This is a genomic window from Allopseudospirillum japonicum, assembly GCF_900108915.1.
In the GTDB taxonomy this organism is placed as follows: domain Bacteria; phylum Pseudomonadota; class Gammaproteobacteria; order Pseudomonadales; family Halomonadaceae; genus Pseudospirillum; species Pseudospirillum japonicum.
Genome location: NZ_FNYH01000002.1, coordinates 266,255 through 290,871 on the forward strand (window position 1 = coordinate 266,255; position 24,617 = coordinate 290,871).

Here is a 24,617-nt window from a genome sequence, read left to right on the forward strand (position 1 = left end):
ATTAATCACGATACACACGCACCATAAAAGCTTTTAAATATTCCGTTTCCGCAATCGCTGGGTGAATAGGGTGATCCGCACCTTGATGGCCACAAAAAAAGATTTGTGCGTGTCTATCGAGATGGCGTGCGCTGGCACGGATCGCATTAGTTAAAGCCTCTGGACTAAGATGCATGGAGCAAGAGGCACTAACTAGGGTGCCGTTTGGTTTAAGTAAGCGCATAGCTTCACGGTTAAGCTTGCTATAGGCTTGTTCCCCTTTAGGGATGTCTTTACGGCGTTTAATAAACGCGGGCGGATCGGCAATCACCACATCAAAGCGCTCATCTGCGGCTTTCAGTTGTGCCAAAATATCAAAGGCATCTCCTGCAAGCGTACTGACTTTATTAGCCACTTGATTGAGTGCCGCATTGGCTTGGACTTGTGCCAAAGCGGTCTCAGAACTATCAACGCATAACACCTGTGCCGCCCCTGCGGTGGCAGCTTGAATACCCCACCCCCCAACATAACTAAATAAATCCAGCACACGCAAGCCAGCCACTTGCTGACGTAGACGCTGGCGGTTTTCACGATGATCATAAAACCAGCCGGTTTTTTGCCCGGTAAGCAAAGGCACATAAAATTGCGTTTGGTTTTCTTGCAAGATGACCTGGTCATCAAGTTGTCCGTAGGCAATATCAATATGCGTATCTAAACCTTCTTGGCGACGACCACTACTATCATTACGCCATACAATTGCCTTGGGTTTGAGAACTTTAATTAGAGCCTCTAAGACCGCTTGGCGCTGCTGTTCCATCCCTGCGGTATTGAGTTGCACAGCTAAAACATCACCAAAGCGATCCACGATTAAACCAGGTAATAAATCACTATCGGCATAAATAAGTCGATAATAAGGGGCATGGAAACAAGCCTCGCGTAGTGCAAGGGCTTGTTTGATCCGGTGCACAAATAAAGAGACGCTTAACCCCTGTTGGGGATCACGGCTGATTAAACGCGCACATATTAAAGAATGTGGGTTGACATAGGCTACACCAAGCGCACGACCTTCGGCACTTTCCACTAAGGCTTCTTGTCCTGCTTGAAAGCCTTGTAATGGCGTTGCTTGGGTTTCAATTTCGTTAGAATAAATCCACAAATGCCCAGCACGTAGGCGGCGATCTGCTTGTTTGCGTAGTTTGAGAAGAGGCAAGGATGTGCTCACAAAATACCTGCTTTGGCTAAAAATTGATGAAAACCGCCCGATTATTGGGTAAGGCTCTGATAGGCATCCGCATCTAACAAGGCATCTAATTCAGCCAAATCACTTGCTTGAAGACGAAAAAACCAAGCGGTATAAGGTTGATCATTAATGCGCTCGGGGGCATCATTTAATGCCTCATTAATGACTACAACTTCACCACTAATCGGGGTATAAACTTCGGAAGCGGTTTTCACCGACTCTACGACAGCGACTTGTTCACCGGCTTGCACTTGACGGCCTAGTTCAGGCAGTTCAGCAAACACGATATCGCCCAACTCTTCTTGGGCAAATGCTGTGATCCCTACACTCACTAAGCCATCTTCTTCTAAGCGTGCCCATTGATGTGTGGTGGTATATTTGAGTTGACTGGTGGACATGCACAAAACCTCATGATAATCATAAGTTAATCGGATTTTTTTGCAGCTTTGGCAGCGCGGCGGGCGCGTGCTTGTTTAGGATCTGCAATCAAGGGGCGGTAGATTTCTACTCTATCGCCTTCTTCAAGGATATGTTGATCTGGCTTTAAGATCGCTTTGCCAAAAATGCCCATCGGCGCTTGCTCAAGGATTAATTCTGGAAAGTGCTCTTGAATCCCTGATAGCTGGGCTGCCTCGCGCATTTTGGTCCCTTGAGGAACTTGTAAGCGGAGGATCTTCTGCTTATGTGCCAGCGCATAAGCGACTTCAATGGTAATGCTGGCTTGCGTCTGTTGATTATCGGCCATAGACTTGATCCGCGCGTTTACAAAAAGCGTCAACTAGGGTGTTGGCAATTTGATTAAAGACACTCCCTAAAGCAAGATTTAATAAGCGCCCTGAAAGCTCAAACTCCATACTGAGGCTGACTTTACAGGCTTGCTCCCCCAAGGGGGTAAAGTGCCACTGGCCACGTAAATATTTAAAAGGACCATCGACCAAAGAAAGCTCGATATGTTCAGGCGCTTTCAGCTGATTACGGGTGGTAAAACGTTGTCGCACGCCGCCTTTACTGATTTCTAATTCGCCTACCAGATAATCCTCGCCATGCTCGACTAAGCGGGCATAGCTACACCAGGGTAGGAACTTAGGGTAAGATTCACAATCATTCACTAAATCAAACATTTGTTGCGCTGAGTGCATGACTAACGCTGAGCGTTCTACACTGCTCATGACACCTCCTAGGCGATGATATAAAAACCTATGTACGCTTGCACAAGTTTCCGTTAGCAATCAAGTGTTCATTAACCATGCTGTTGCACTGTGACAAGCAAGCGCATAGCTATCTGGGGATTTTAACGAAAAGGCGGCGTGAATGCCCTACAAAGTGTGAACAGTGTGCAGCATGTTCCAGATTGCAAATATATTGAAAAGGTCAAACCATGAGTAAGAAAAAACCTAAGGTGCCCAGCAACACCATAGCGCAAAATAAAAAGGCACGTCACGAATATCATATTGAAGAAAAGTTCGAAGCCGGTGTGGCGCTTGCTGGTTGGGAAGTGAAAAGTCTACGCGCAGGAAAAGCCCAACTAACAGATACTTATGTGCTCGTTCGTAATCAAGAGGTTTGGCTGCTAGGCTCACATATTACGCCATTAAATACTGCAAGCACCCATGTGATTGCTGACCCAACACGTACACGCAAACTCTTGCTGAAAAAACGAGAGATTGCGCGTATTTTTGGTAAAATTCAGCAAAAAGGACAAACCTGTATACCTTTGGCTCTTTATTGGAAAGGGAATAAAATTAAATGTGAAATTGCCTTGGTGACAGGTAAAAAACTACACGATAAACGTGCAACTGAAAAAGATCGTGACTGGAATCGGCAAAAAGCACGTATCGTGCGTGCACATGCAGGCTAGCTTTTGCAAATTTTCTTTGCTATCATCCTGCATCTACTTAAGCTTGGTAAGCTCAGCTTGCTAAGCCATCCCTGGGGACGACATGGCTTCGACGGCAGTGGCGAAACCCGAGGTGCATGCCGAGAGTGAGCGCCTCTCGTAAAATAACGTTCGAACTAATAGTCGCAAACGACGAATCTTACGCTCTAGCAGCTTAGGCTGCTGCCTCTGAAGGGGGATGCCTGTTGCCCTTGGACGAGGAACGAGCCCGTATAGACAGGCTCGCATCCTAAATCGCTTTTGTTTAGTGTGCTAAATCTTAAGAAAGCTCGCTGTTGGAAAGCCTGCTCGTCGGCGCTTCAACGGCTAAATTAAAAGACGAAACTAAGCATGTAGAGCTGAGGGCAGAGTACTGGCGGACGCGGGTTCGATTCCCGCCGTCTCCACCAATTTCATTTTTCTTTGATCTTCTCGATTATCCCGCCAAAATAGCTTTTTGAATTCGGGTTTCTTCCTGCACAAGCGCTTGTATTGGCGTACCTTGGTACTGGTTTTGGCACAGCACTTTCATTTGATGTAAATGAAAGCTGTTATATTGTGTCCAACGATGCGCCAAAGCTAAACCGACTTGGTAAGGATCTGAATGCACTTCGGTGACTAGGCCAAGCGCCAAAGCTTGTTGTGCATCGAGGGGATCTGCATCCAAAATCAGTTTCAGTAATTGATCATAGCGCAACAAACCAAGCGCATTTTGGCTCAAACCCATATCCGGTACCAAACCGTGGCGCATTTCTAGCAAACCCAACTGGGCATCTTCCGCAGCTAAGCGTATATCAGCCCCTAATGCCATTTGCAAACCGCCACCGAGTACATGTCCTTGTAAAATAGCGATCACAGGCACAGGGAAATAACGCCAGATTAATGCAGCTGCCTGCACCCGAGTGAGTCCTAAAGATCTAGGTAATAAAGTGCTATGATACGGGGATAATAGATATTCGATGGCTTGGGAATCGGCCTGTACTTGCTTAATATCCAAGCCCGCACAAAAGCTGGTACCTGCGCCGGTGAGTAATAAAACTTTTACCTCCGCGTCGTGCGCTTCTACGGCTAAATTTTCTCCGTGTGTTAACAGTGCATCAATGAGTGCAGGCGTCAGGGCATTATGACACTGAGGGCGGGTCAGTTGTAAGCAAGCAAGATAGGGGGCTGGATAGCAAAGCTCTACCATAATCTTTTCCTTATTTTTCGCGGAGTGTTTTTTCAGCTTAGCGAATTTTAGTATAAAATCAAACGTTTGTTTAATATGTTATTATCCGCTACAGAAACACACCAACATTTAGCAAAATATCGTGCCCAACTTGCACACATGGGTTGGCGTCAAAGCCTACATTGGCAAATGTCGCGTGCCCAAGCGCAAACCTTGCTTCTTACTTATTTGGCGGGCCTACCTGCAGGCACTCGCCTATTGTGGATTGGAGAAGCAGCACCGGTAACGGCTTTGGTGCATTTGCAGATTCAGATCTTGCCTCTTGGTAAAGCTGTTCAGGTACTCGGGCGTGAATATCAAGAAATATTTGTTGATTTAGAGGCGAGTGGTTGGGCATTAGATGCATTGGCTGCAATCAGTGGTACTTTGGTAGCTGGCGGTTTTTTGCACTGGCTATATGCAGATTTTAGTGATCCGTATCAGCAAAAATTAGCCAGTTGGCCATATCAAGACCACCAAATGCGCACGGGGTTTTTACAATATCTAGCTGAGCGATGGCAATTTCCCGAGGCCTGCATTCGTTGCTCGCCTACAGGATCCTATCAAGTGACTTTGCCTGTTTTTACTTGTCTTGAGCAAACGCCACAAGCGCCCAGTTATCGAGAACAAAACACCTGTATTGATCGGCTGATCCAAAGTATTCATACCAAAGCAGGCACTTGGGTGCTCACTGCAGACCGTGGGCGTGGTAAGACAACTGCATTAGCCTTGGCAAGTGCACGGATTTGCCAGCATGAACACACACAAAACTGGCGAATCTTATTGGTGGCTGCACGTGCTTCCTTAATCGATCAGATACTGGCAAGTTGCGCCTCTGCGCTTGATGTTGCCTATGTGGGTGGACAGCATGAATTGACTTATCAAGGGCGTCAATTGGTGTTTATGGCAGCAGATCGCTTGCAAAAATTGCCAGCCGATACTTGGCATTTATTGATTGTTGATGAGGCGGCCGCCTTGCCTTTAAGCGTGCTGCAACCTTGGTTAAAAAGGATTCAGCGGCATTGGCTGGCGACTACAGTAGAAGGTTATGAGGGCAGTGGGCGCGGTTTTAGTGTACGTTTGTTACCTTGGTTGCAAAGGTATCAACAAACAAAAGGTGGTGTGTGTGAGCTTTTATCTTTGCAAGCGCCGATTCGTTGGCAACTCGGTGATCCTTTAGAGCAACAAATCAAAGCAGATTTTTACCTCACGCAAGCGAAACCAGCACGTTTTGCGTTTGCTACTGAAAAAGTCCACATACAGCAGCTGACATTAGCAGAACGTACACCAGCAAAGATGGCTGCGATGTTTCGTTTGTTGCGCGATGCGCATTATCAAACCACAGGTGCTGATTTGCGCCAATGGTGGGATGCACCCGATATACAAATTTGGGTGGCCAGTGATCAACAAGGCCGCTTGCTAGGCGTAAGTGTGGGTATTTTTGAGGGTGGTTTTGCTACCGATTTAGCCCAAGCGATTCATTTAGGACAAAGGCGCCCGCGCGGGCATTTATTAGCGCAATCTTTAGCCTATCATGCGGGAATGGTTGAGGCAGCAACCTTGACTTATTTGCGTGTGCAACGGATTGCGGTGCGAGCACAGGTACGGCGGCAATCTGTAGGCCAAGCATTAATTCAGGCCATGCATACCAAGGCAATGCACGCAGGTTGTGATTTTCTTGGTACAAGTTTTGCGATTGATAAAGAGGTCTTGGCTTTTTGGCAGCAAGTTGCTTTACAGCCGGTTCGCTTAGGCATCCAAGCCGATCATGCCAGTGGTACTTATTCGTTAATGGCGTTGCAGCCTTTAACTCCACGGGGACAAGTTCTTTATCAAGCATTAAGAAACAGATACTTACATACTTTGCCACAGCAACTAGCTTATATGATGCCGCATCTTGATAGTGCGCTTGTCGCCCCTTTATTGTATGCACCGGAAGTGCAAACTTATCACTGGCAAAGTTATCAAGCACGCGAATTATATGCTTTACAACAAGGGCGTTCTGGTTGGTTACTCAGTTATGCTAGTTTGGCTACTTGGTGGCAACAAGTCTTGCAACAGGGGCATATACAGGGGTGGGATCCACACCAGGTGGCAGCTTTTAGTGCGCTTTTTGTACAACAGCATCCAACAGAACAAGTACAAAACCAGTATCAACGCCTTGGTAAAAAGGCCTTAGCTTTATGGATTAAGGAAGGACTCACCCAATGGCGGCAGGCGCATCCCTGCGCATGGGCGAATATGCTTAAGCAAGTGCAAGATTAAAGGCATCTAAGTGCTGATAAGAACCTTGGAGCAGGTTAGCAAATACTTGATCAAGCGCGTCTAACTGTGGATCTTGCAAGTTGGCAGTTAAATCCTCAATATCTAGCGTCTCAATCATAACGCCAATTTGCAAGGCTTGGGTTACATCCTGTGTGTCCAAAGTGAGCAAATCTGTGTATAAGATAGCGAGGTCTGGATTGATAAAATCACCAACTTCCTGTACCAGAATGTCATCTACATCAATATGAAAACGTTCTGCTTGACGTACTAAAGTATCCATGTGCTTTTGTTCAGAAGCAGCAATTTGGCTAAAAATAAATAAATCTGTATCTTCCGCCAATTGTAAATACACATCACGAGCTAATTTTTCTTCCTCCAGCATGAACTTAAGTTCATCAACCAAAGCAGGTTGGACAGGTTCGGCAGACTGAGCAAATCGACCATAACGCATGCTAGTGTCCTCTTTTTCTGTGATTCAATAAATATTGGATATTCTTATATTAGATTAAATTTTATTAGCTTTGCATGTGGTAAAAGGTCGCACCTTAGCTGCACTTGCACCCTGAAGGGAAGTCGTTATGATGCATTCCTGCTCTTGAACCAATTAGGGAAGTTGTCATGTTAAATGTGGTTTTGTATCAACCAGAAATTCCACCAAATACTGGAAACATCATCCGTTTGTGCGCCAACACTGGGTTTCATCTGCACTTGATTGAGCCTTTAGGTTTTACTTTGGATGACAAACGCTTGCGCCGTGCAGGTTTGGACTATCATGAATGGACCCAAGTGCGTTCATACGCTTCTTTGCAGGCATATCAGCAAGCACACCCAGATTCGTGCTGTTATGCCCTCACTACGAAAGGTTCGCGCCCTTATCAGCAAGTGGCTTATCAACCTGGGGATACCTTGATTTTTGGCCCAGAAACCCGAGGGTTGCCGGCGGATGTGTTAGCACAAATGCCGGAAGCACAAAAAATTAGAATTCCTATGCGTGCTGATAGTCGTAGCATGAATTTATCGAATGCTTGTGCAGTGATTATTTATCGCGCGTGGGAATCTTTAGGTTTTAGTGGTGGTCAATAAATCCCTTTTTGGAATTTAGGTATGCAAATTAATCAAGCGGAAATAAGACATAAGTTATTATATAGCTTAAATGATAAACAGCGCCAAGCCGTTTGTTTGATTGATCGACCTTTATTAGTGCTTGCAGGGGCCGGTTCAGGTAAAACTAGTGTCATTACACGCAAAATTGCTTGGTTAATTCAAGGTTGCGGGCTGCCAGCACGTTATATTACCGCGGTGACTTTCACGAATAAAGCGGCTCGGGAAATGAAAGAAAGGGTCGCTAATCTTGTACAAGGCAGGGAAGCACGTGGCCTAACGATTTCTACCTTTCATTCCCTTGGGTTGGACATTATCCGCAAAGAAGTGCAAGCGCTTGGTTATAAAGCAGGGTTTTCTTTATTTGATGCAGAAGATGCAAAAACCTTGGTACGAGATTTACTACATACCCATGCAGAAGCAGATTCAGAAAAAGTTAATTGGATTTATCAGTGTATCTCGCAATGGAAAAATGATCTGATTAGCCCTGAGCAAGCACAGACACAAGCACTAGATAAAGAAAGCTTACATGCAGCCCAAGTGTATGCTTTATACCAACGGCATTTAAAAGCCTATAATGCAGTTGATTTTGATGATCTAATTGCTTTGCCTGTGATTTTGTTTGAAAAAAATCCCCAAGTCTTAGCACGTTGGCAAGCGAGTATTCATTATTTATTAGTTGATGAGTATCAAGATACAAATACCAGTCAGTATCGACTCGTGCGCTTATTAGTCGGCGAACGTCAGCGTTTTACTGTCGTGGGTGATGATGATCAATCGATTTATGCATGGCGAGGCGCGCGTCCAGAAAATTTATTACATTTAGGGGAAGACTTCCCCAACTTATCTGTTATTAAGCTGGAACAAAATTATCGATCGACACGACGTATTTTAAAAGCAGCTAATACTCTTATTGCTAATAACCCTCATATTTATGAAAAAAAATTATGGAGTGACATGGGGGTTGGGGATCCCATTCAAGTCTGGTGCTGTGATAATGAAGAAGTGGAAGCAGAACGGGTTGCCAATGAAATTTTATTGCAAAAAATGAAAGGAATCAGCCGTTATAAAGACTTTGCTGTATTATATCGTAGTAACCATCAAGCACGTTTGTTAGAAATTAAATTACAGAGTTTCCAGATTCCTTATAAAATTAGTGGTGGTACGAGTTTTTTCTCTCGTAATGAAGTTAGAGATATCATGGCTTATTTACGTCTTATGATTAATCCAGACGATGATAATGCTTTTTTGCGCATCATTAATATTCCAAGACGTGAAATTGGTCCAGCAACCTTGGAAAAGCTAGCAACGTATGCAACCCAACGAGGGATTAGTCTACTCACAGCAATTGATGAACTTGGCTTAGAACAAATCTTAAAAGAAAGTGCTTTGCAACGTTTACGCCGTTTTAAACATTGGTTCATGAAGGTGATTGAAAATAGCGAGCGTGCAGATGCGATAGAAGCTGTACGCGAGATGGTGCAGGATTTAGATTATGAAGCTTGGTTGCATCAAAATGCCAGCGCGCCCAAAGTGGCAGAACGCCGTCTGGCGAATGTGTGGACTTTGGTCGATTCCTTACAGCAAACATTAACGCGCTTACAAGAAGATCAGCCAGAAGCAGGGTTAACTGAGGCGATTGCTCGTTTGGTGTTACGTGATATCTTGGAGCAGCAAGAAGCAGAAGACGAAAGCGATAAAGTACATCTATTAACTTTACATGCTGCTAAAGGGCTGGAATTTCCGCATGTTTTTATGTTAGGCGTAGAGGAAGACATCTTACCACATCGCAATAGCTTAGAAACGAATGCGTTAGAAGAAGAACGCCGGCTGATGTATGTGGGAATTACCCGTGCGCGCCAATGTTTGACCTTGACTTTAGCAAATGAGCGTAAGGCGTATGGGGAAAAAATCGATACCAGCCCAAGTCGTTTTTTAGATGAACTACCTGCAGATGATTTGCAATGGGAAGGACGCCAAGGAGAAGTGAAAGATCCTGAAGTAAGCTTCCAACGTGGCTTAGATCAGCTAGAAATGTTGAAGTCTTTATTAAAAGGTTGATAAGAATGCAAGCACTTAACCAACAACAAATCCAGGCAGCGGTGACTCAAGTCAGTGCTGAGCTGCTTGATGTATGGATGAAGAAAGCACAAGGTGATAAACAACAATTGGCACGAATTTTACTGGATACGGCACGTATTCGTGGCTGGACTCAGGCACAAGATATAGACACAGTGTGGTTAGATGATCACAAACAAGCCCCTTTATGGGCGGCAAAAAGTGCATTATTTTTGTTATTGCAAATGCCAAAGGTTTGTTTACAGCCTGAAAATGATTCTCAAGTATGGGGTTATGCCTATTTAATTAAGCAAATATATACAGACTTTGCCGAGGTGCCTGAAAAAGCACAAGCCTGGCCAAATTTACAGTTCTGTATGCAAAGTATACAAGCACATCAGCGTATTATTTAATTTTGCGTGCTTTTATAGCCTTGGTTGATGGCGTTTTTTCGTACTCCAGTTAGTATCTGAGACTTTAAAACCATCAACCATAGAACGTAATTTCATGCTGAGCTTATGTAAATCACCGCCAAAGCTGACAATCATTTCGCCATAATGTAGCATATTTTGGAATGAAGTTTCCATTGCATTAAAGTTGGTTTCTACTTTAGAAAAATTATTAGTTTGTAAACTTAAAGCCTGCTCAATAGCTTGAGCACGTTCAGTAATATTTTGAATTGAATCTTGAATAGCTGCCAAACTAGTACGGCTTTCTGTGACCAAGCCTTGGCTACTGCGCGCAATTTGCGCACTTTGCGCCATCACTTGTACCACCTGTGCAACTTGGGTATTGATCTCTTCCACCATACGTTGCACTTCATTGGTCGAACTATGGGTCTGTGCTGCAAGATGTCGCACTTCATCTGCAACAACGGCAAAGCCACGTCCAGCGTCACCCGCCCGTGCGGCCTCAATCGCGGCATTTAAAGCTAACAGGTTGGTTTGTTCTGCAATACCGCCAATCACATCAATAATGCCCACAATACGCTCACTACTGGCGGTTAGTTTGCTAATGGTTTGTTCTGCTTGCAAAATTTGTTCAGTCAGTTGTTGTAAAATATTGCCTGATTGGTTAATAGTCGCTTCGCTATGTTGGGTACATTGATAACCAGCCTGTGCAGCATCACGAATATTGGCCACAGCATAAGTGACTTGTTGCGCTGCATCCCGCGTGGCTTGCATGCAAGCTTGTACTTTTTGGCTATGTTGGTTTTGTTCGTTAATTGAGGTTTGTGCTTGTTGATTATTTTCCGATAACTCCTCTGCCATCGGCATCAGACGCACCACAGAACGGGTAACATCAGAAATCATTTGATCCGTTGAAGCCAAAAACCGGTTAAAAGTACGTGCCAGCTCTCCTAGTTCATCTTGACGGTTTTCTGGTAACCTTTGCGTTAAATCGCCTTCCCCTTCGACTAAATCAGCGACTAAATCACGGACTTGATAGATAGGATTTAAAATACCTTTTTGCAATCCTATACTAATAATAAGCATTAAAAGGGCCATACCACTAATAAATATCAGGCTATGGGCTCGTGTATTATAGGCAGTATTAATCTGTGAGTTGAGGGTATTATGATAGGCTTCTTTTTGGCTGTGCATCAATTGATCAATATCTTGATACATACGACTTGCAGCTGTATCAAAATCAGCCATTAATAAATTACCTTGCGCAGGGCCACCACTAATATAAGCTTCAGCCATACTTTGGCCTACTTGATAATAAGTTGCAAAGTGCTGCTTGAGGTTTTGATAAAAAGGTGCGTTTTTATGATCTAAAGATTGTATTTTTTCTAGGTGATGAGAAAAATTTTGTGCATGTTCCGCAGCAACTTTAAAACCATCATCTAGACCATCAAGTGCCCGTGTTGCACTAATATCTGTGAGCCATTGCTGAACTTGAATCACCGCAATTTGTAGTGCATAAGCATGTTCTAAACGTGGGGTATGTAAATTTGCAAAGCTTTCAGCCTCTTGAATGACCGTATCGGTTTCTAGATAAACAAAAGTGGCTTGTGCACCCAGTGCCATAAAAATAATAAAAGCAAAAAGGCGCAGTTTGGCTTGAATACTGGTCACCGATAAAATCCTCGATGCAAACGGGCTTGAGTGTAATTTAATGTAACTCTTAATCTTACGCTGAATCTGCATTAAAAGGTATAGATTAAGTTCTGATTTGCTTAAGCTTTTTGATGGGTAAAGGCCCGTTTAGGACGTACCCATAAGGGACAAGTGGCCTTAGGTGGAGTGAGTACATTGAAATCTCGCTGATAAGCTAGTGCAAGTAATTCAACAAGCATCATGGCCGATAACCCCCAGATTTCATAGCCCTGATACAAATAAGAAGGTACATAATAGGCTTGTTCACCAACATAGATAAGATCTGTGCGCTGTCGAGGGTCTTGCGCAAAGTAGGCTAAGGGTACCTGAAATACACTGGCGATTTCAGCTTCGCAAGGATGCAAATCCAGATCTGCGGCAATCAAACCAACGAAAGGTGTCACCTTGAGACCATGCAGGGAAATGACATCGCTTAATCGTCCTAAAACCTGTATTTTTTCGGGGGCCAAGCCGATTTCTTCATGGGTTTCACGAAGTGCAGTAGCTAAAATATCTGCATCTTGTGGATCACGTTTGCCTCCAGGAAAGGCGACTTGCCCACTATGACTAGAAAGGTGTGCAGCCCTTTGGGTGAAGATAATTTCAGGCTGATCACTTTGGGTGATCAAAAGGCAGACACCTGCCTGGGGTAGCTTAAAATAGCTGGATTGTGCTTGATGTTGTGCAAGGTGTTGGCGAAGTTGTGTCAACATAACAAGGGTCCTTGATCAAAAAACAACGTATAGGTTGTGATCATAACCGAAAAAAAAGGCACCCCCGCAGGGATGCCTTGAGGACAGCCTAAGTCAGCTTACACCTTTAGGTAATCTAGAATACCTTCGGCAGCTTTACGGCCTTCATCAATGGCGGTAACGACCAGATCAGAACCACGCACCATATCACCACCAGCAAAGATTTTTTCATTACTGGTTTGGAATGGATAACGGGCATTTGCCTTAGCTAAAACGCGACCTTTCTCATCGGTTTGGATCTGTTGATCAGCAAACCAAGGCGCGGGGCTCGGCTGGAAGCCAAAGGCCACCAAGACCACATCCGCAGGCAAGACTTCTTCTGAACCTGGCACAACTTCAGGACGACTGCGGCCGTTTTCGTCGGGTGCACCCATTTGTGTGCGCACCACTTTAATGCCTTCGACTTTATCCGTGCCTACAATCGCAATCGGTTGACGATTAAATAAGAATTTAACGCCTTCCTCGCGTGCATTGGCCACTTCGCGTTTGGAGCCAGGCATATTGGCTTCATCGCGACGATAAGCGCAGGTTACACTTTTGGCACCTTGGCGGATTGACGTACGGTTACAGTCCATGGCGGTATCACCACCACCGAGAACCACCACACGTTTGCCTTGCATACTCACGTAGTCTTCAGGATCTTTCTCAAAGCCTAGGCAGTGATTTACATTGGAAATCAAAAAATCCAAGGCATCATAGACACCAGGTAAATCTTCGCCAGGGAAGCCACCTTTCATATAGGTGTAGGTACCCATACCCATAAAGACGGCATCGTATTCTTGCAGCAGGGTATCAATACTGATATCGCGGCCAATTTCTGTATTGAGGCGGAATTCGACACCCATACCCTCAAAAATATCACGGCGGCGGGCCATCACTTGTTTTTCAAGCTTAAACTCTGGAATACCAAAGGTGAGCAAACCACCAATTTCAGGGTTGCGATCAAACACCACAGCTTTTACGCCGTTACGCGCGAGAATATCCGCACACCCCAAGCCTGCAGGGCCAGCACCAATGATAGCGACTTTTTTGTCTGTGGGGACCACATGAGACAAATCAGGACGCCAGCCCATCGCAAAGGCGGTATCGGTAATGTACTTTTCTACCGAACCTATGGTGACAGCGCCAAAACCATCATTGAGGGTACAAGAGCCTTCACATAAGCGATCTTGCGGACACACCCGTCCACACACCTCAGGTAGGGAGTTGGTTTGATGACACAACTCCACCGCTTGCATGATATTGCCTTCGCTCACTAGTTTGAGCCAGTTTGGAATATAGTTATGAACCGGACATTTCCATTCGCAATACGGGTTACCACAGGCAAGGCAACGATGTGCTTGCTGGGAGGCTTGCTTGGATTGGAAAGGTTCGTAAATTTCCACGAAAGCTTTCTTACGTACATGAACCGGCTTTTTGCTTGGATCTTGACGGCCCACATCCAAAAATTGGAAATCGTTATTCAGTCGTTCAGCCATAAACAGCCTTTAACCTCATTCAGCAATCAGGGAACTGATAGCACTTACCAATGAAAGCGCTTTTTGTACTTACAAGGCGCTTGCGACCTACAGGGAGTCAACAAGCGCGATTGAGTGATAAAAAGCACCTACCTGAGATGTTTATTCAGGACGTTGGCGTGTGTTATCGAGTAAATGGCTCAGATTAGCCGCCTTAGGTTTCACCAGCCAGAAGTGACGGATGAAATCAGAGAACTCGGCTAGGATCTTGCGTCCCCATGCACTGTCTGTTTCATCAACAAACTCCTGAATAACCTCACGTAAATGATGACGGTAAGCTTCCATTGCTTCGGTATTGATTCTGTGGAGATCAACTAACTCATGGTTGTATTTATCCATGAAAGTGCGCTCTAAATCCAATACGTAAGCAAAACCCCCGGTCATCCCAGCACCAAAGTTATAGCCGGTATCACCAAGTACACAGACTAAACCGCCGGTCATATATTCACAGCAGTGGTCGCCAGCGCCTTCTACAACGGCCATCGCACCTGAGTTACGTACCGCAAAGCGCTCACCTGCACGACCAGAGGCAAACAGCTTACCGCCTGTGGCACCATATAAGCAGGTGTTCCCCATGATAGAGGTTTTATGGCTCGCAAAGACGCTACCTTGTGGTGGTACAATCACCAACTTGCCGCCATTCATACCTTTGCCTACATAATCGTTGGTATCCCCTTCGATATACAGATGCAGGCCTTGGGCATTCCAGACGCCAAAGCTTTGTCCAGCAACCCCGTTAAAGCGAACGACTAAAGGTTTTTTCAACCCTTGGTTACCATAACGCTTCGCGATTTCACCTGAGATACGCGCACCAATCGAGCGGTCACAGTTGGTGATATGATAGCTGAACTCACCACCGCTTTTGCTTTCAATGCTGGCAAGCATGTCAGTAACCATACGCTCAGCCAGCTCACCTTTATCAAAGGGTTGGTTACGGCTGATTTGGCAGAACTGAGGTTTATCTGCAGGAATATGGTCATTGACCAATAAACGGCTAAGATCTAGTTTTGCCTGTTTGGCGGTTTGACCTTCGAACATACAGAGTAAGTCTGTGCGCCCGATCAAATCCGTTAATTGACGAACGCCAAGCATGGCCATAATTTCGCGCACTTCCTCACCGATAAAGCGGAAGTAGTTTTTCACCATTTCCACCGTACCACGGAAGTGCTGCTCGCGTAGCGCTTCGTTTTGTGTGGCGACCCCGGTAGCGCAGTTATTTAGGTGGCAAATACGTAGATATTTACAACCTAAGGCCACCATAGGTGCGGTACCAAAGCCGAAACTTTCTGCACCTAAAATCGCGGCTTTAATCACATCTAAACCGGTTTTAAGGCCGCCATCTGTTTGTAGACGGATTTTGTCACGTAGATTATTGATACGCAGTGCTTGTTGCACTTCAGCAAGGCCGATCTCCCACGGAGAACCTGCATATTTAATCGAAGTCAGCGGAGATGCGGCGGTACCTCCATCATAACCAGAGACGGTAATTAAATCGGCATACGCCTTAGCAACCCCAGTAGCAATGGTGCCTATGCCAGGTTCAGAGACGAGCTTGACCGAGACTTGTGCTTGTGGGTTGACCTGCTTGAGGTCAAAGATCAATTGCGCCAAATCTTCGATGGAATAGATATCATGGTGCGGCGGTGGCGAAATCAAAGTCACACCAGGCACACTGTGACGCAGGCGTGCAATTAATGCGTTGACCTTACCGCCGGGCAACTGGCCACCCTCACCGGGTTTAGCGCCTTGCGCCACCTTGATTTGCAAAACTTCAGCATTGGATAAATACGCAGGCGTGACCCCAAAACGTCCCGAAGCGATTTGCTTGATTTTGGACATTTTCATGGTGCCATAACGTGCAGGATCTTCGCCGCCTTCACCTGAGTTAGAACGTGCACCGAGCTCATTCATCGCTTGCGCAAGGGCTTCGTGTGCTTCTGGAGACAGTGCACCTAAAGACATCCCGGCAGAATCAAAGCGTGGCAATAGCTGCTCTAGGCTTTCGACTTCCTCTAACGGAATTGGCTGGGTTTGCGTGTTGAGTTTAAGCAAATCACGTAAGGTTGCAACGGGACGCTCATTGACTAAGTTAGCAAACACTTTCCAATCACGATAATCGCCCGTTTGGACCGCGTGCTGCATGGCCTTGATCACGTCTGGGTTGTACGCGTGATATTCACCACCGTGGACAAACTTCAGCAAACCCCCGTGTTCGATCGGTTTACGTTTACTCCACGCCATCTCAGCCAGTAACTCTTGCTCGAGTTGGAAATCACTAAAGCCTGCACCACTGACACGAGAAGCCACCCCTTTAAAGCAGAGGTCGACAATCTCATCATCTAACCCAATGGCTTCAAACAGTTGCGAGCCACGGTAAGAGGCCAAGGTCGAAATCCCCATTTTAGAGAGGATTTTCAACAAGCCTTTTTGAATCCCTTTGCGATAAGCGTGACGCGCTTCCCCAGGATCTCCTTGCAATTCGCCGCTGCGGTTCAAATCTGCTAGCAGCTGATAGCTAAGGAAAGGATAAATCGCTGTGGCACCAAAACCAAAGAGCACCGCCATATGATGCGGATCACGCGCCCAGCCAGTTTCTACAATGATATTGGCATCGCAACGTAGGCCAGTTTCACAGAGCCTGTGATGCACCGCACCTGTTGCCATCAAAGCATTAATGGGCAGTTGGCCTTGTTGGATCTGCTTATCAGAAAGCACCAGCAAAACGCGACCAGCACGCACGGCAGCTTCTGCTTGATCACACACTTGGACTAAGGCCTCTTTTAAGCCTTGTGTTTGTGGATCAAACTGCAGGTTAATCAACTCATGCGCAAAATTGGGATTGTCATTGTTGAGCAGGCTGTTGAATTTGCGTGGTGACAGCACAGGCGTTGTTAAAATAATGCGCTCTGCGTGTTCAGGGGAATCTTCGAAGACATTGAGTTCACGCCCGATACACGTTTCCAACGACATCACTACAGCTTCACGTAGCGGGTCGATGGGTGGGTTGGTCACCTGAGCAAATTTCTGCCGGAAATAATCAGCAACATGACGCACACGCTGAGACAAGACCGCCATTGGGGTATCATCCCCCATAGAACCAACCGCTTCTTGTCCTGATTCTGCTAAAGGACGCAAGATTTGATCACGCTCCTCAAAGCTCACTTGGAACATTTTCATGTAAGTGGCGAGGGTTTCTTGATCGAGTGCTGGCGGTTTAGGACCGGTTTCTTTCAGCGTAGATTCTAAATAAGTCGATTGCTCACGTAGCCATTTTTTAAAAGGCTGGGCAGTTTTTAAGCGATCATCGACGTCTTTAGTATGCATGACATCGCCGGTCAAAGTATCGACAGCAAGGACTTGGCCTGGACCAACACGCCCTTTTGACAGCACATCTTCCGGTTTGTAGTCGTACACACCGATTTCTGACGCCAGCGTAATATAACCGTTTTTGGTGATCACATAACGCGCAGGACGCAACCCGTTACGGTCGAGCATACATACGGCATAGCGGCCATCGGTCAGCACCATACCTGCGGGGCCATCCCAAGGCTCCATATGCATGGAGTTATATTCGTAGAAGGCACGCAAATCCGCATCCATATTTTGCACGTTTTGCCATGCAGGTGGGATCATCATGCGTACCGCACGGAATAAATCCATACCGCCAAGTAGTAAAACTTCTAACATGTTATCCATGGAAGAAGAATCAGAACCTTGGGTATTGACGACTTGGTCTAATTGCTCGATATCGGGCAACTGATCACTTTTGAAGTTTTTCTTACGTGCATTCGCCCAGTTGCGGTTGGCTTCAATCGTGTTGATTTCGCCATTGTGCGCCAAGAAACGAAATGGTTGGGCTAGTGGCCACTTAGGATCTGTGTTGGTGGAAAAACGCTGGTGGAAAACACAAATTGCCGTTTGTAAACGCGCATCGCTTAAGTCTTGATAGAACTTAGGCAAGTCAGCTGGCATCGTAAGGCCCTTATAGGAAATCACTTGCGAAGAAAGCGAGCTGACATAAAAATCTGGATCGTCTTTAAGCGCCATTTCGGCCTGACGACGCGCCATAAATAAGCGCACATTAAAATCGGAATCTTTTTCAAGATTCGCAGGGGCATTAATAAACACCTGCTTGAAACTAGGCATACAGGCAAGCGCCATCGGCCCGCAGACGGAAGGGTCTACAGGCACATCGCGCCAACCGACAAGGTGTAAACCTTGATCAATTAAGGCTTGGTTTAGGGTATCTTGCGCGTGCTGGGCTTTTTGGGCATCGGTGGATAAGAAAATCATACCGACGCCGTAGCGATCTGCCAGCTCAGTGCCAAACAGCTCCCCGGCAATAGTGCGCAGGAAGGAATCCGGTTTTTTGAGCAGCAGACCGCAGCCGTCGCCTGTTTTGCCATCAGCGGCGATACCGCCACGGTGAGTCATACAGGTCAGCGCTTCGATGGCTGTCTGCAACAGATTATGGCTCGATTCCCCATGCATATGGGCAATTAAGCCAAACCCGCAGTTATCCCTAAACTCACCAGGATGGTACAGACCAGTTCTCATAAGCTAACTCTCGCTGGTTAAAGTCGTTGATTCAGCTTCAATAAATTTGTATTGTCTCAATAAGTTATGAAGCTGCCTTGGCCTGAGCTGCGCCCTTTTTTCAGGGTCAAAGGGTAAACGATTTTACACATCTCGCCTTAACTCGACAAATACTAAGTCATTTTTAAGGCGCTCAAAGGCCACTAACGCTTAAGCGATGACGGCTTAAACGTCTGATTAAAATAGAGAAGAGAAAATTTGAGTGGCGTCTTTTCTGCCTTAGCAAAAAAACCTAGGCTTGTGGCCTAAGCGTGTGAAATGCACACGCTTTTTCCACTCGCTGCACTTAATCCCATGTCGGCCCAAGTGAAGCTGATTTTGCACAAGTCCGCGTGTGATGGATGTACGAACCCATGCAGCAGAGGTGCTTTTGGTGCTTGCCGAAGCTGCACCTAGGCTTATCTACTTTGAATATCTTTATGCACACTGGCAAAACTGCGTGCCCAAGGCTTGCGGCTTTGCAGGTCTGCAGATAGGGCTTCTATCGCTTTCACTGCGGCGTCTCGACTGTCATAGTTGCCATAGACTACCACAAACCAAGGTTTACCGTTATAGCGCCCTTCAAAGTAACTCAATTCGCTTTTATCGGCTTGTGACTGAATAAAACGAATCGCGCCTTGCTCGTCCTGTGTACCCAGCATTTGTAAGGTGTAATGGTTTTTAGGCGCCTGTAATAAAGCCTGCTCACGCTTGTAATCATTGTTGGTGCTAGTATTGGTCGCTGCAGGTGTTGGTGCGGGCTTGGGCGGTGCTACCACAGGCTGAGGTTCAGGCTTGGGTGCAGGTTTAGGCGCAGGCGGTGGCTCAGGTTGCTCCAAAATCACAGGTTTGGGCTCAGGAGGCAAATTGAGCTCAGGCTGTGATAAAGAGGAACTAGGACGCGGAATATCATTGAAATCCTGTTCGTTATCTAGGTCAGGCTCTGAACGTATAGGATCGACGACCTCTAAGGGGCGGCTTGGTGGTTTAATTGCGAGTTCCAGTTCAAGATTTTTACCTGTGTCCAAATCATCACGGAACATAAACAAAGCAATCACGACCAGAGCCACTAAAACAACAGCGCCAATATGCCAAAAAGGAATCGGGCGGTTGGATTTTTTCTTAGGTGCCGCTTTTTTCGGGGCAGGTTTTTTATCTGCTTTCATACTAGGCGCGGCCTTGGGCGCCGCTTGTGCTTTTGCCGCTCCCATAGAAGCAGCTAGGCTGGCGGCTTGTGCTTGTAAGTCTGGTTCTGCGGGGATTTCATCCACTGCAGCTTGTGGTCTTTGTTTACGCAAAAATTCCAGTAGCAATTGGTTAAGACGTAAAGGGTTACCAGAAGATTGGCGAAACAGGTGATCAAATTGGGTTTCGTTCAGTGGTAAGCTGGTTAACCCAGCAGCACGACATCTTTGCTGTAAATAAACACGCGCTTCTGACTCTGTTAAAGGTAAAAGCTCTAAATGATGGCCAACGGCTTCATAACGCGTGAGATTCGCCGGTGAAGTGAGTAACCTCATTAATTCAGGACGCGCAAACATGAGCAAATGCGGGCGTTGGCTATCGTCTTCAACCACGGCTAATTCAAGCAGTAAATTTAACGCATCATGGCGCAGCTCGTGGGCATTATCTAAGATAATCAGGCAGTTGGAGCCCATATCTTGTAAGTGCTGACAGTGAGATTTGATTTGTTCGACATACTCAAGGACATCCGCCTTAGCGCTTAAAGGTAAGTGCAAATGTTTACCCAAGTTCGCTAAAAGTTGCGCGGCGCTTGGCATATGAGCAGCATCTAAAGCATGAGCTTGGATACTTTGATCAAACCCCTCCAACAAACGCGTTTGTAAGGTGGTTTTACCGCTGCCTTGTGCTCCGGTCACGACCAACATGAGGTTGCTATAACGGCTAAGGTGAGCAAGCAGATCTAGGTATTTGCTGTATTGTTTGGTAGCAAATAAGGAAGTGTCTTCTTGTCCATCTAGTGCTTTGAGCATCTCATAAGCGGAGCCAACGCCCTGAGCTTCGGATACCATGGGTTCGTGCTTATTATCGCTAGTGTGGCGCATAGCTTACATATCCACCTTGATCAGAAATAAGCTTCTTACATGCATGCTTGTTGTTGAGCCTCTAGGTGCACTTGGTTCAAGGTGTCATGTAAGACGCTAATCGGAAAGTCCTGTGTAATCACAGCTTGCCCCAAATCTTGTAACAAGATCAACCTTAGACGGCCATCGAGTACTTTTTTATCCACCGCCATATGGGTGAGAAAATCCTGTACTTGCATTTGCGCAGGGGGCAAATACGGTAGTTGGGCCGCTTGTAATAAAGCTTGTACGCGTGCTACTTGGGCTTGCGTTAACCAGCCTAGGGCACAAGACATACGTGCCGCTAAATACATGCCGACAGCTACGGCTTCACCATGTAACCATTGGCCATACCCCATATGGGTTTCAATAGCGTGTCCGAAAGTATGGCCTAAGTTTAATAAAGCACGTACGCCTTGTTCGCGCTCATCGGCGGCGACAATTTGGGCTTTTGCTTGGCAGGATCTTAAGACAGCCTCCCCAAGGCGTTCACTGTGATAGGCGCAAAGTTCTGGGAGGTGCTTTTCAAGCCAAGTAATAAAATCTGCATCCCCGAGTAAGGCATATTTGATGATTTCTGCTAAGCCGGCTGAGAGTTCGCGTGCTGGTAAACTCGTTAGAACTTGGGTATCTGCAAGTACAAGTTGAGGCTGCCAAAAGGCCCCTATCATGTTTTTACCCAAGGGGTGGTTGACACCGGTTTTGCCGCCTACGGAAGAATCGACTTGAGACAGTAGCGTGGTTGGAATCTGAATAAAATTGACGCCCCTTTGATAGCAAGCTGCAGCAAAACCCACCATATCCCCAATCACACCACCACCTAAAGCGATTAGGGTGCAGGTACGATTAAAGCGATGTTCTAGCAGTGCATCAAAGATCTGGTTCACTGAGTCTAGCGTTTTGTAAACTTCCCCATCCGGTAAAATACAGGTTTCTACTTGGTGGCCTAAAGAAGTTAAAGTGGCTTTCAGTGGTGCCAGATATAAAGGCGCAACCAAGGTGTTACTAACAAGCATCACTTGACGTGTTTGCAGATGCGGTGCGAGTAAATCTGCACGGGTTAATAGATGGGGCGCAATATGTATAGGATAGCTGCGGTGGCCTAAATCCACTTCAAGTGTATGCATATAAAGTCTCCGTAAGGCATCAAGCAGGCAAGTTCCTTTTAGTCGTCGCCCAATACGTCATCTATCTCTGGTTGGGCCTGAAGGTGGCCGGCTTGAGTGAGCTGATGCTGAATTTCCTGAATAACATAGCGGGGTGGGCGTCGATCGGTACGTACGATTAAATCCGCAAGCTGGCGGTATAAAGGATCACGTTGCTCAAAGAGTTCGCGCAACTTAGCTTCTGGATCAGGGGTTTGCAATAAAGGTCGTTGGCGATCTCGGGCGGTACGTGCTAATTGCTCTTCTACTGTTGTCATTAGGTAAATGACATAACCACGTTGTGCAAGATGCTTGCAGTTGCTTTCTTGCGTGACAGCGCCACCGCCTGTGGCCAGTACTATACCTTGATTGAGGGTTAATTCGTCAATGATTTGCTGTTCGCGACGCCGAAAGCCGGCTTCCCCTTCCACATCAAAAATCCACGGAATATCCGCACCACAGCGGGCTTCAATTTCTCGGTCTGAATCAAAGAAGGGATACCCTAATTCACGGGCTAATCCCTTACCTATCGTGCTTTTGCCGGCCCCCATAGGGCCGATTAAAAAAATGTTGGTGGGTGTCTGCATTAATAGACTGCCAAGGTATCGTCGATGAGTTTAGGGGTAATGAAGATGAGTAATTCTACCTTTTCATGCTGATCAGAGGAACTACGGAAAAGATTTCCAACCACAGGTAGATCTCCTAGGAAGGGCGTTTTATAGAGTTTATTGACGAGTTCGGATTTAAATACTCCCCCTAAAACCACGGTTTCCCCATTGCCGACAAGCACTTGGGTTTCTACGCTGTTAGTATCAATCGCAGGGCTACCATTGGGCAAAATTTCTGCCACTGAGTCTTGGGTGATTTTTAAATCCATAATAATGCGGTCATCTGGGGTAATTTGTGGGGTGACTTCCAGAGACAGGACGGCATCTTTAAACTCGATATTGGTGGCCCCACTTGCGGTGGCTTCTTCATAGGGAATTTGTTTGCCGGCTTTGATAATAGCTTTTTTCTGGTCTGCGGTAATCACTTTAGGTTGTGAGATAATCTCACCACGACCATCGGATTCAATCGCAGAAAGCTCTAAATCTAACAGAATATTTTTACCTAAATAGCCGAAAGTAAAGCTATTGGTAAAACTATCAATAGACACAGGCCCCATCCCAATATTGGCACCATCGACCACAAAGACAGGATCATCTGCTTGGGTACCATCTGGGTTTAAAGGCGTATAGGAAACGTTTTTGCCGATATTGCTTGCGCCCCAGCGTACCCCGAGCTCTTTGTTGACATTGGTACGAGCAATCACTAAACGTGCATCAATTTGTACTTGACGTACAGGCATATCCAGTCTGGATAAAAGTTGCCGTACTTCGCTAAGTTTCTCTGCGGTATCACGAATAATGAGGGTATTTGTGCGTTGATCGACAATCGCAAAACCGCGCCCGGTTAATAAGCCAGAAGCACCATCTGAGCCTTTACCTTCATTGAGTAAATCGACAATTTCTTTGGCTTTCGCATAGCGGATTTGTAAATACTCAGTGATTAAAGGCGCCAGTTCATTGGATTGCTTGTTGGCCTTAACCACTTTTTGTTCCATTTCGGCCAACTCACCCAACTGCATAATCATCAGCACATTGCCAACATCGCGCTTATCAAGCCCTTTGGTGCGTAGCACAATATCTAAAGCCTGATCCCAAGGGACTTCCCTCAGTTGCAAGGTGATATCGCCTTCCACACTATCGCTTACCACTAAGTTTTTCTCTGCGTTTTCTGCCAACAGTTGCAAGATTGAACGCACATCAACATTTTGGAAGCTCAGATTAATTTTCTCACCAGTATAAGGAAAGAGGGCGCGTCGTTCAGCATCAGATTCTTCACGGGTGAGTGTATGTACATCAATGGTTAACTGAGTGTCTGTTTGGTAGGCGAGGTAACTAAAATCTCCTTGATTACGCAGCTGAATCAGCACATCGTTACCAATTTGGCGAATATCGACATATTGCACCGAGGTGGCAAAATCCAGTACATCAAGGCGTTTTTGTAGGTGTTGTGGTAGGTGTAGATCTGGTAAATGGACACTAATATCTTTACCAACACGGGCTACATCCAAGCGCACTTTGGGATCACTTAGATTAATTTTGACTTGCGCTTGTCCTTTTTCCCCGCGTTGAAATGCGACATGCGTGACCTCTGGAACACTTTGTGTCGGCGCGGTAGGCGGAGTGCTTGTCACGGCCTGCTGGGAAGTATCCACTAAGGTGCTCGCTGCGGGTTTAGCCGCGGGTGGGGCAGGCTTAGGCGCTTTGTCAGTAGCCGCGAGTGCTTCAGGCTCACCAATGGTGATCACCAACATTTGCCCAGTAGCACGCAAGCGATAATCTTGGCTTTGATTGAGTTTAAAAACTAAACGTGTCGTATTTTGCGCCTCTAATACGCTAATGCTGCGGACTGTCATGAGGCCAAGCTCAAAATAACGGCTATCGAGTTGATTATCGGTCCCTTGTAAATCTAAGACAATCCGTGCAGGGTCTTTGATCAAATAATCGCTATAGCTAGGTAAGCCTTGGTCAAACTCCAAGCGGACCTCTAATTGATTGCCCGGTAAGGAAATAAAGCGGACTTGTTTAAGTTGGCTTGCGTGTGCCTGATAAGTTGTAAAAACCAGGCCCACAATGAGCATCCAGCGCACCAAGCTTATCTTAGAAAACAT

Annotated in this window: 19 protein-coding genes and 1 other RNA gene; 6 read left to right on the forward strand and 14 right to left on the reverse strand. The window is 46.1% G+C overall.

What is annotated here, in order from left to right:
• Position 1 precedes the first annotated feature (1 nt).
• The 4 genes from BMX05_RS03545 to BMX05_RS03560 are packed head-to-tail and all read right to left on the reverse strand — an operon-like array spanning position 2 to position 2,388.
• A complete protein-coding gene (locus tag BMX05_RS03545) occupies positions 2-1,201 on the reverse strand; it encodes a class I SAM-dependent rRNA methyltransferase (protein WP_093308580.1) in 1,200 nt (399 codons plus the stop codon).
• Between the two features lie 41 nt (positions 1,202-1,242).
• Entirely contained in the window at positions 1,243-1,617 is a 375-nt protein-coding gene (gcvH, locus tag BMX05_RS03550; RefSeq protein WP_093308581.1) for a glycine cleavage system protein GcvH, read from the reverse strand.
• A gap of 26 nt (positions 1,618-1,643) precedes the next feature.
• On the reverse strand, positions 1,644-1,964 hold the full coding sequence (locus BMX05_RS03555) for an RnfH family protein (protein ID WP_093308582.1): 321 nt from the start codon (positions 1,962-1,964) through the stop codon (positions 1,644-1,646).
• Complete coding sequence (locus tag BMX05_RS03560) at positions 1,954-2,388, reverse strand: type II toxin-antitoxin system RatA family toxin (protein ID WP_093308583.1); 435 nt, start codon at positions 2,386-2,388, stop codon at positions 1,954-1,956. The genes BMX05_RS03555 and BMX05_RS03560 overlap by 11 nt, the downstream gene beginning before the upstream one ends.
• A gap of 209 nt (positions 2,389-2,597) precedes the next feature.
• On the opposite strand from BMX05_RS03560, the gene smpB reads away from it, so the two are divergent.
• Positions 2,598-3,077, forward strand: coding sequence for an SsrA-binding protein SmpB (gene smpB / locus BMX05_RS03565; protein ID WP_093308584.1), 480 nt, complete (start codon positions 2,598-2,600; stop codon positions 3,075-3,077).
• A gap of 73 nt (positions 3,078-3,150) precedes the next feature.
• Positions 3,151-3,505, forward strand: a transfer-messenger RNA (tmRNA) gene (ssrA, locus tag BMX05_RS03570).
• 26 nt (positions 3,506-3,531) lie between these two features.
• On the opposite strand, the gene BMX05_RS03575 is transcribed toward ssrA, so the two are convergent.
• On the reverse strand, positions 3,532-4,284 hold the full coding sequence (locus tag BMX05_RS03575) for an enoyl-CoA hydratase-related protein (protein WP_093308585.1): 753 nt from the start codon (positions 4,282-4,284) through the stop codon (positions 3,532-3,534).
• Positions 4,285-4,359: 75 nt separating this feature from the next.
• On the opposite strand from BMX05_RS03575, the gene BMX05_RS03580 reads away from it, so the two are divergent.
• Positions 4,360-6,567: a tRNA(Met) cytidine acetyltransferase TmcA domain-containing protein gene (locus BMX05_RS03580; RefSeq protein ID WP_093308586.1), complete on the forward strand. Its 2,208-nt coding sequence runs from the start codon at positions 4,360-4,362 to the stop codon at positions 6,565-6,567.
• Here BMX05_RS03580 and BMX05_RS03585 read toward each other — a convergent pair.
• The gene (locus BMX05_RS03585) at positions 6,548-7,018 is read right to left on the reverse strand and encodes a DUF2202 domain-containing protein (protein WP_093308587.1); all 471 of its coding nucleotides are present in this window, start codon (positions 7,016-7,018) and stop codon (positions 6,548-6,550) included. The genes BMX05_RS03580 and BMX05_RS03585 overlap by 20 nt on opposite strands.
• 167 nt (positions 7,019-7,185) lie before the next feature.
• On the opposite strand from BMX05_RS03585, the gene trmL reads away from it, so the two are divergent.
• The 3 genes from trmL to BMX05_RS03600 are packed head-to-tail and all read left to right on the forward strand — an operon-like array spanning position 7,186 to position 10,139.
• Complete coding sequence (gene trmL / locus BMX05_RS03590) at positions 7,186-7,650, forward strand: tRNA (uridine(34)/cytosine(34)/5-carboxymethylaminomethyluridine(34)-2'-O)-methyltransferase TrmL (RefSeq protein ID WP_093308588.1); 465 nt, start codon at positions 7,186-7,188, stop codon at positions 7,648-7,650.
• A gap of 21 nt (positions 7,651-7,671) precedes the next feature.
• Positions 7,672-9,729 carry a DNA helicase Rep gene (gene rep, locus BMX05_RS03595; protein WP_093308589.1) on the forward strand — a complete coding sequence of 686 codons (2,058 nt, stop codon included), beginning with the start codon at positions 7,672-7,674 and terminating at the stop codon, positions 9,727-9,729.
• Positions 9,730-9,734: 5 nt separating this feature from the next.
• Positions 9,735-10,139: a hypothetical protein gene (locus tag BMX05_RS03600; RefSeq protein ID WP_093308590.1), complete on the forward strand. Its 405-nt coding sequence runs from the start codon at positions 9,735-9,737 to the stop codon at positions 10,137-10,139.
• Between the two features lie 12 nt (positions 10,140-10,151).
• Here BMX05_RS03600 and BMX05_RS03605 read toward each other — a convergent pair whose 3' ends face one another.
• From BMX05_RS03605 to pilQ, 8 genes are all read right to left on the reverse strand, one after another.
• Positions 10,152-11,807 (reverse strand): methyl-accepting chemotaxis protein, encoded by a 1,656-nt coding sequence (locus tag BMX05_RS03605; RefSeq protein ID WP_177166772.1) that lies wholly within the window; start codon positions 11,805-11,807, stop codon positions 10,152-10,154.
• A gap of 101 nt (positions 11,808-11,908) precedes the next feature.
• Complete coding sequence (locus BMX05_RS03610) at positions 11,909-12,541, reverse strand: CoA pyrophosphatase (RefSeq protein ID WP_093308592.1); 633 nt, start codon at positions 12,539-12,541, stop codon at positions 11,909-11,911.
• Between the two features lie 98 nt (positions 12,542-12,639).
• Positions 12,640-14,058 carry an FAD-dependent oxidoreductase gene (locus BMX05_RS03615; protein ID WP_093308593.1) on the reverse strand — a complete coding sequence of 473 codons (1,419 nt, stop codon included), beginning with the start codon at positions 14,056-14,058 and terminating at the stop codon, positions 12,640-12,642.
• A 141-nt stretch (positions 14,059-14,199) separates the two neighbouring features.
• The gene (gene gltB, locus BMX05_RS03620; protein WP_093308594.1) at positions 14,200-18,654 is read right to left on the reverse strand and encodes a glutamate synthase large subunit; all 4,455 of its coding nucleotides are present in this window, start codon (positions 18,652-18,654) and stop codon (positions 14,200-14,202) included.
• A 437-nt stretch (positions 18,655-19,091) separates the two neighbouring features.
• A complete protein-coding gene (locus BMX05_RS03625) occupies positions 19,092-20,738 on the reverse strand; it encodes an AAA family ATPase (protein WP_093308595.1) in 1,647 nt (548 codons plus the stop codon).
• A 35-nt stretch (positions 20,739-20,773) separates the two neighbouring features.
• Positions 20,774-21,883 carry a 3-dehydroquinate synthase gene (gene aroB, locus BMX05_RS03630; RefSeq protein WP_093308596.1) on the reverse strand — a complete coding sequence of 370 codons (1,110 nt, stop codon included), beginning with the start codon at positions 21,881-21,883 and terminating at the stop codon, positions 20,774-20,776.
• 38 nt (positions 21,884-21,921) lie between these two features.
• Entirely contained in the window at positions 21,922-22,488 is a 567-nt protein-coding gene (aroK, locus tag BMX05_RS03635; protein ID WP_093308597.1) for a shikimate kinase AroK, read from the reverse strand.
• The gene (pilQ, locus tag BMX05_RS03640; protein ID WP_177166773.1) at positions 22,488-24,617 is read right to left on the reverse strand and encodes a type IV pilus secretin PilQ; all 2,130 of its coding nucleotides are present in this window, start codon (positions 24,615-24,617) and stop codon (positions 22,488-22,490) included. Before pilQ ends, aroK begins: the two co-directional genes overlap by 1 nt.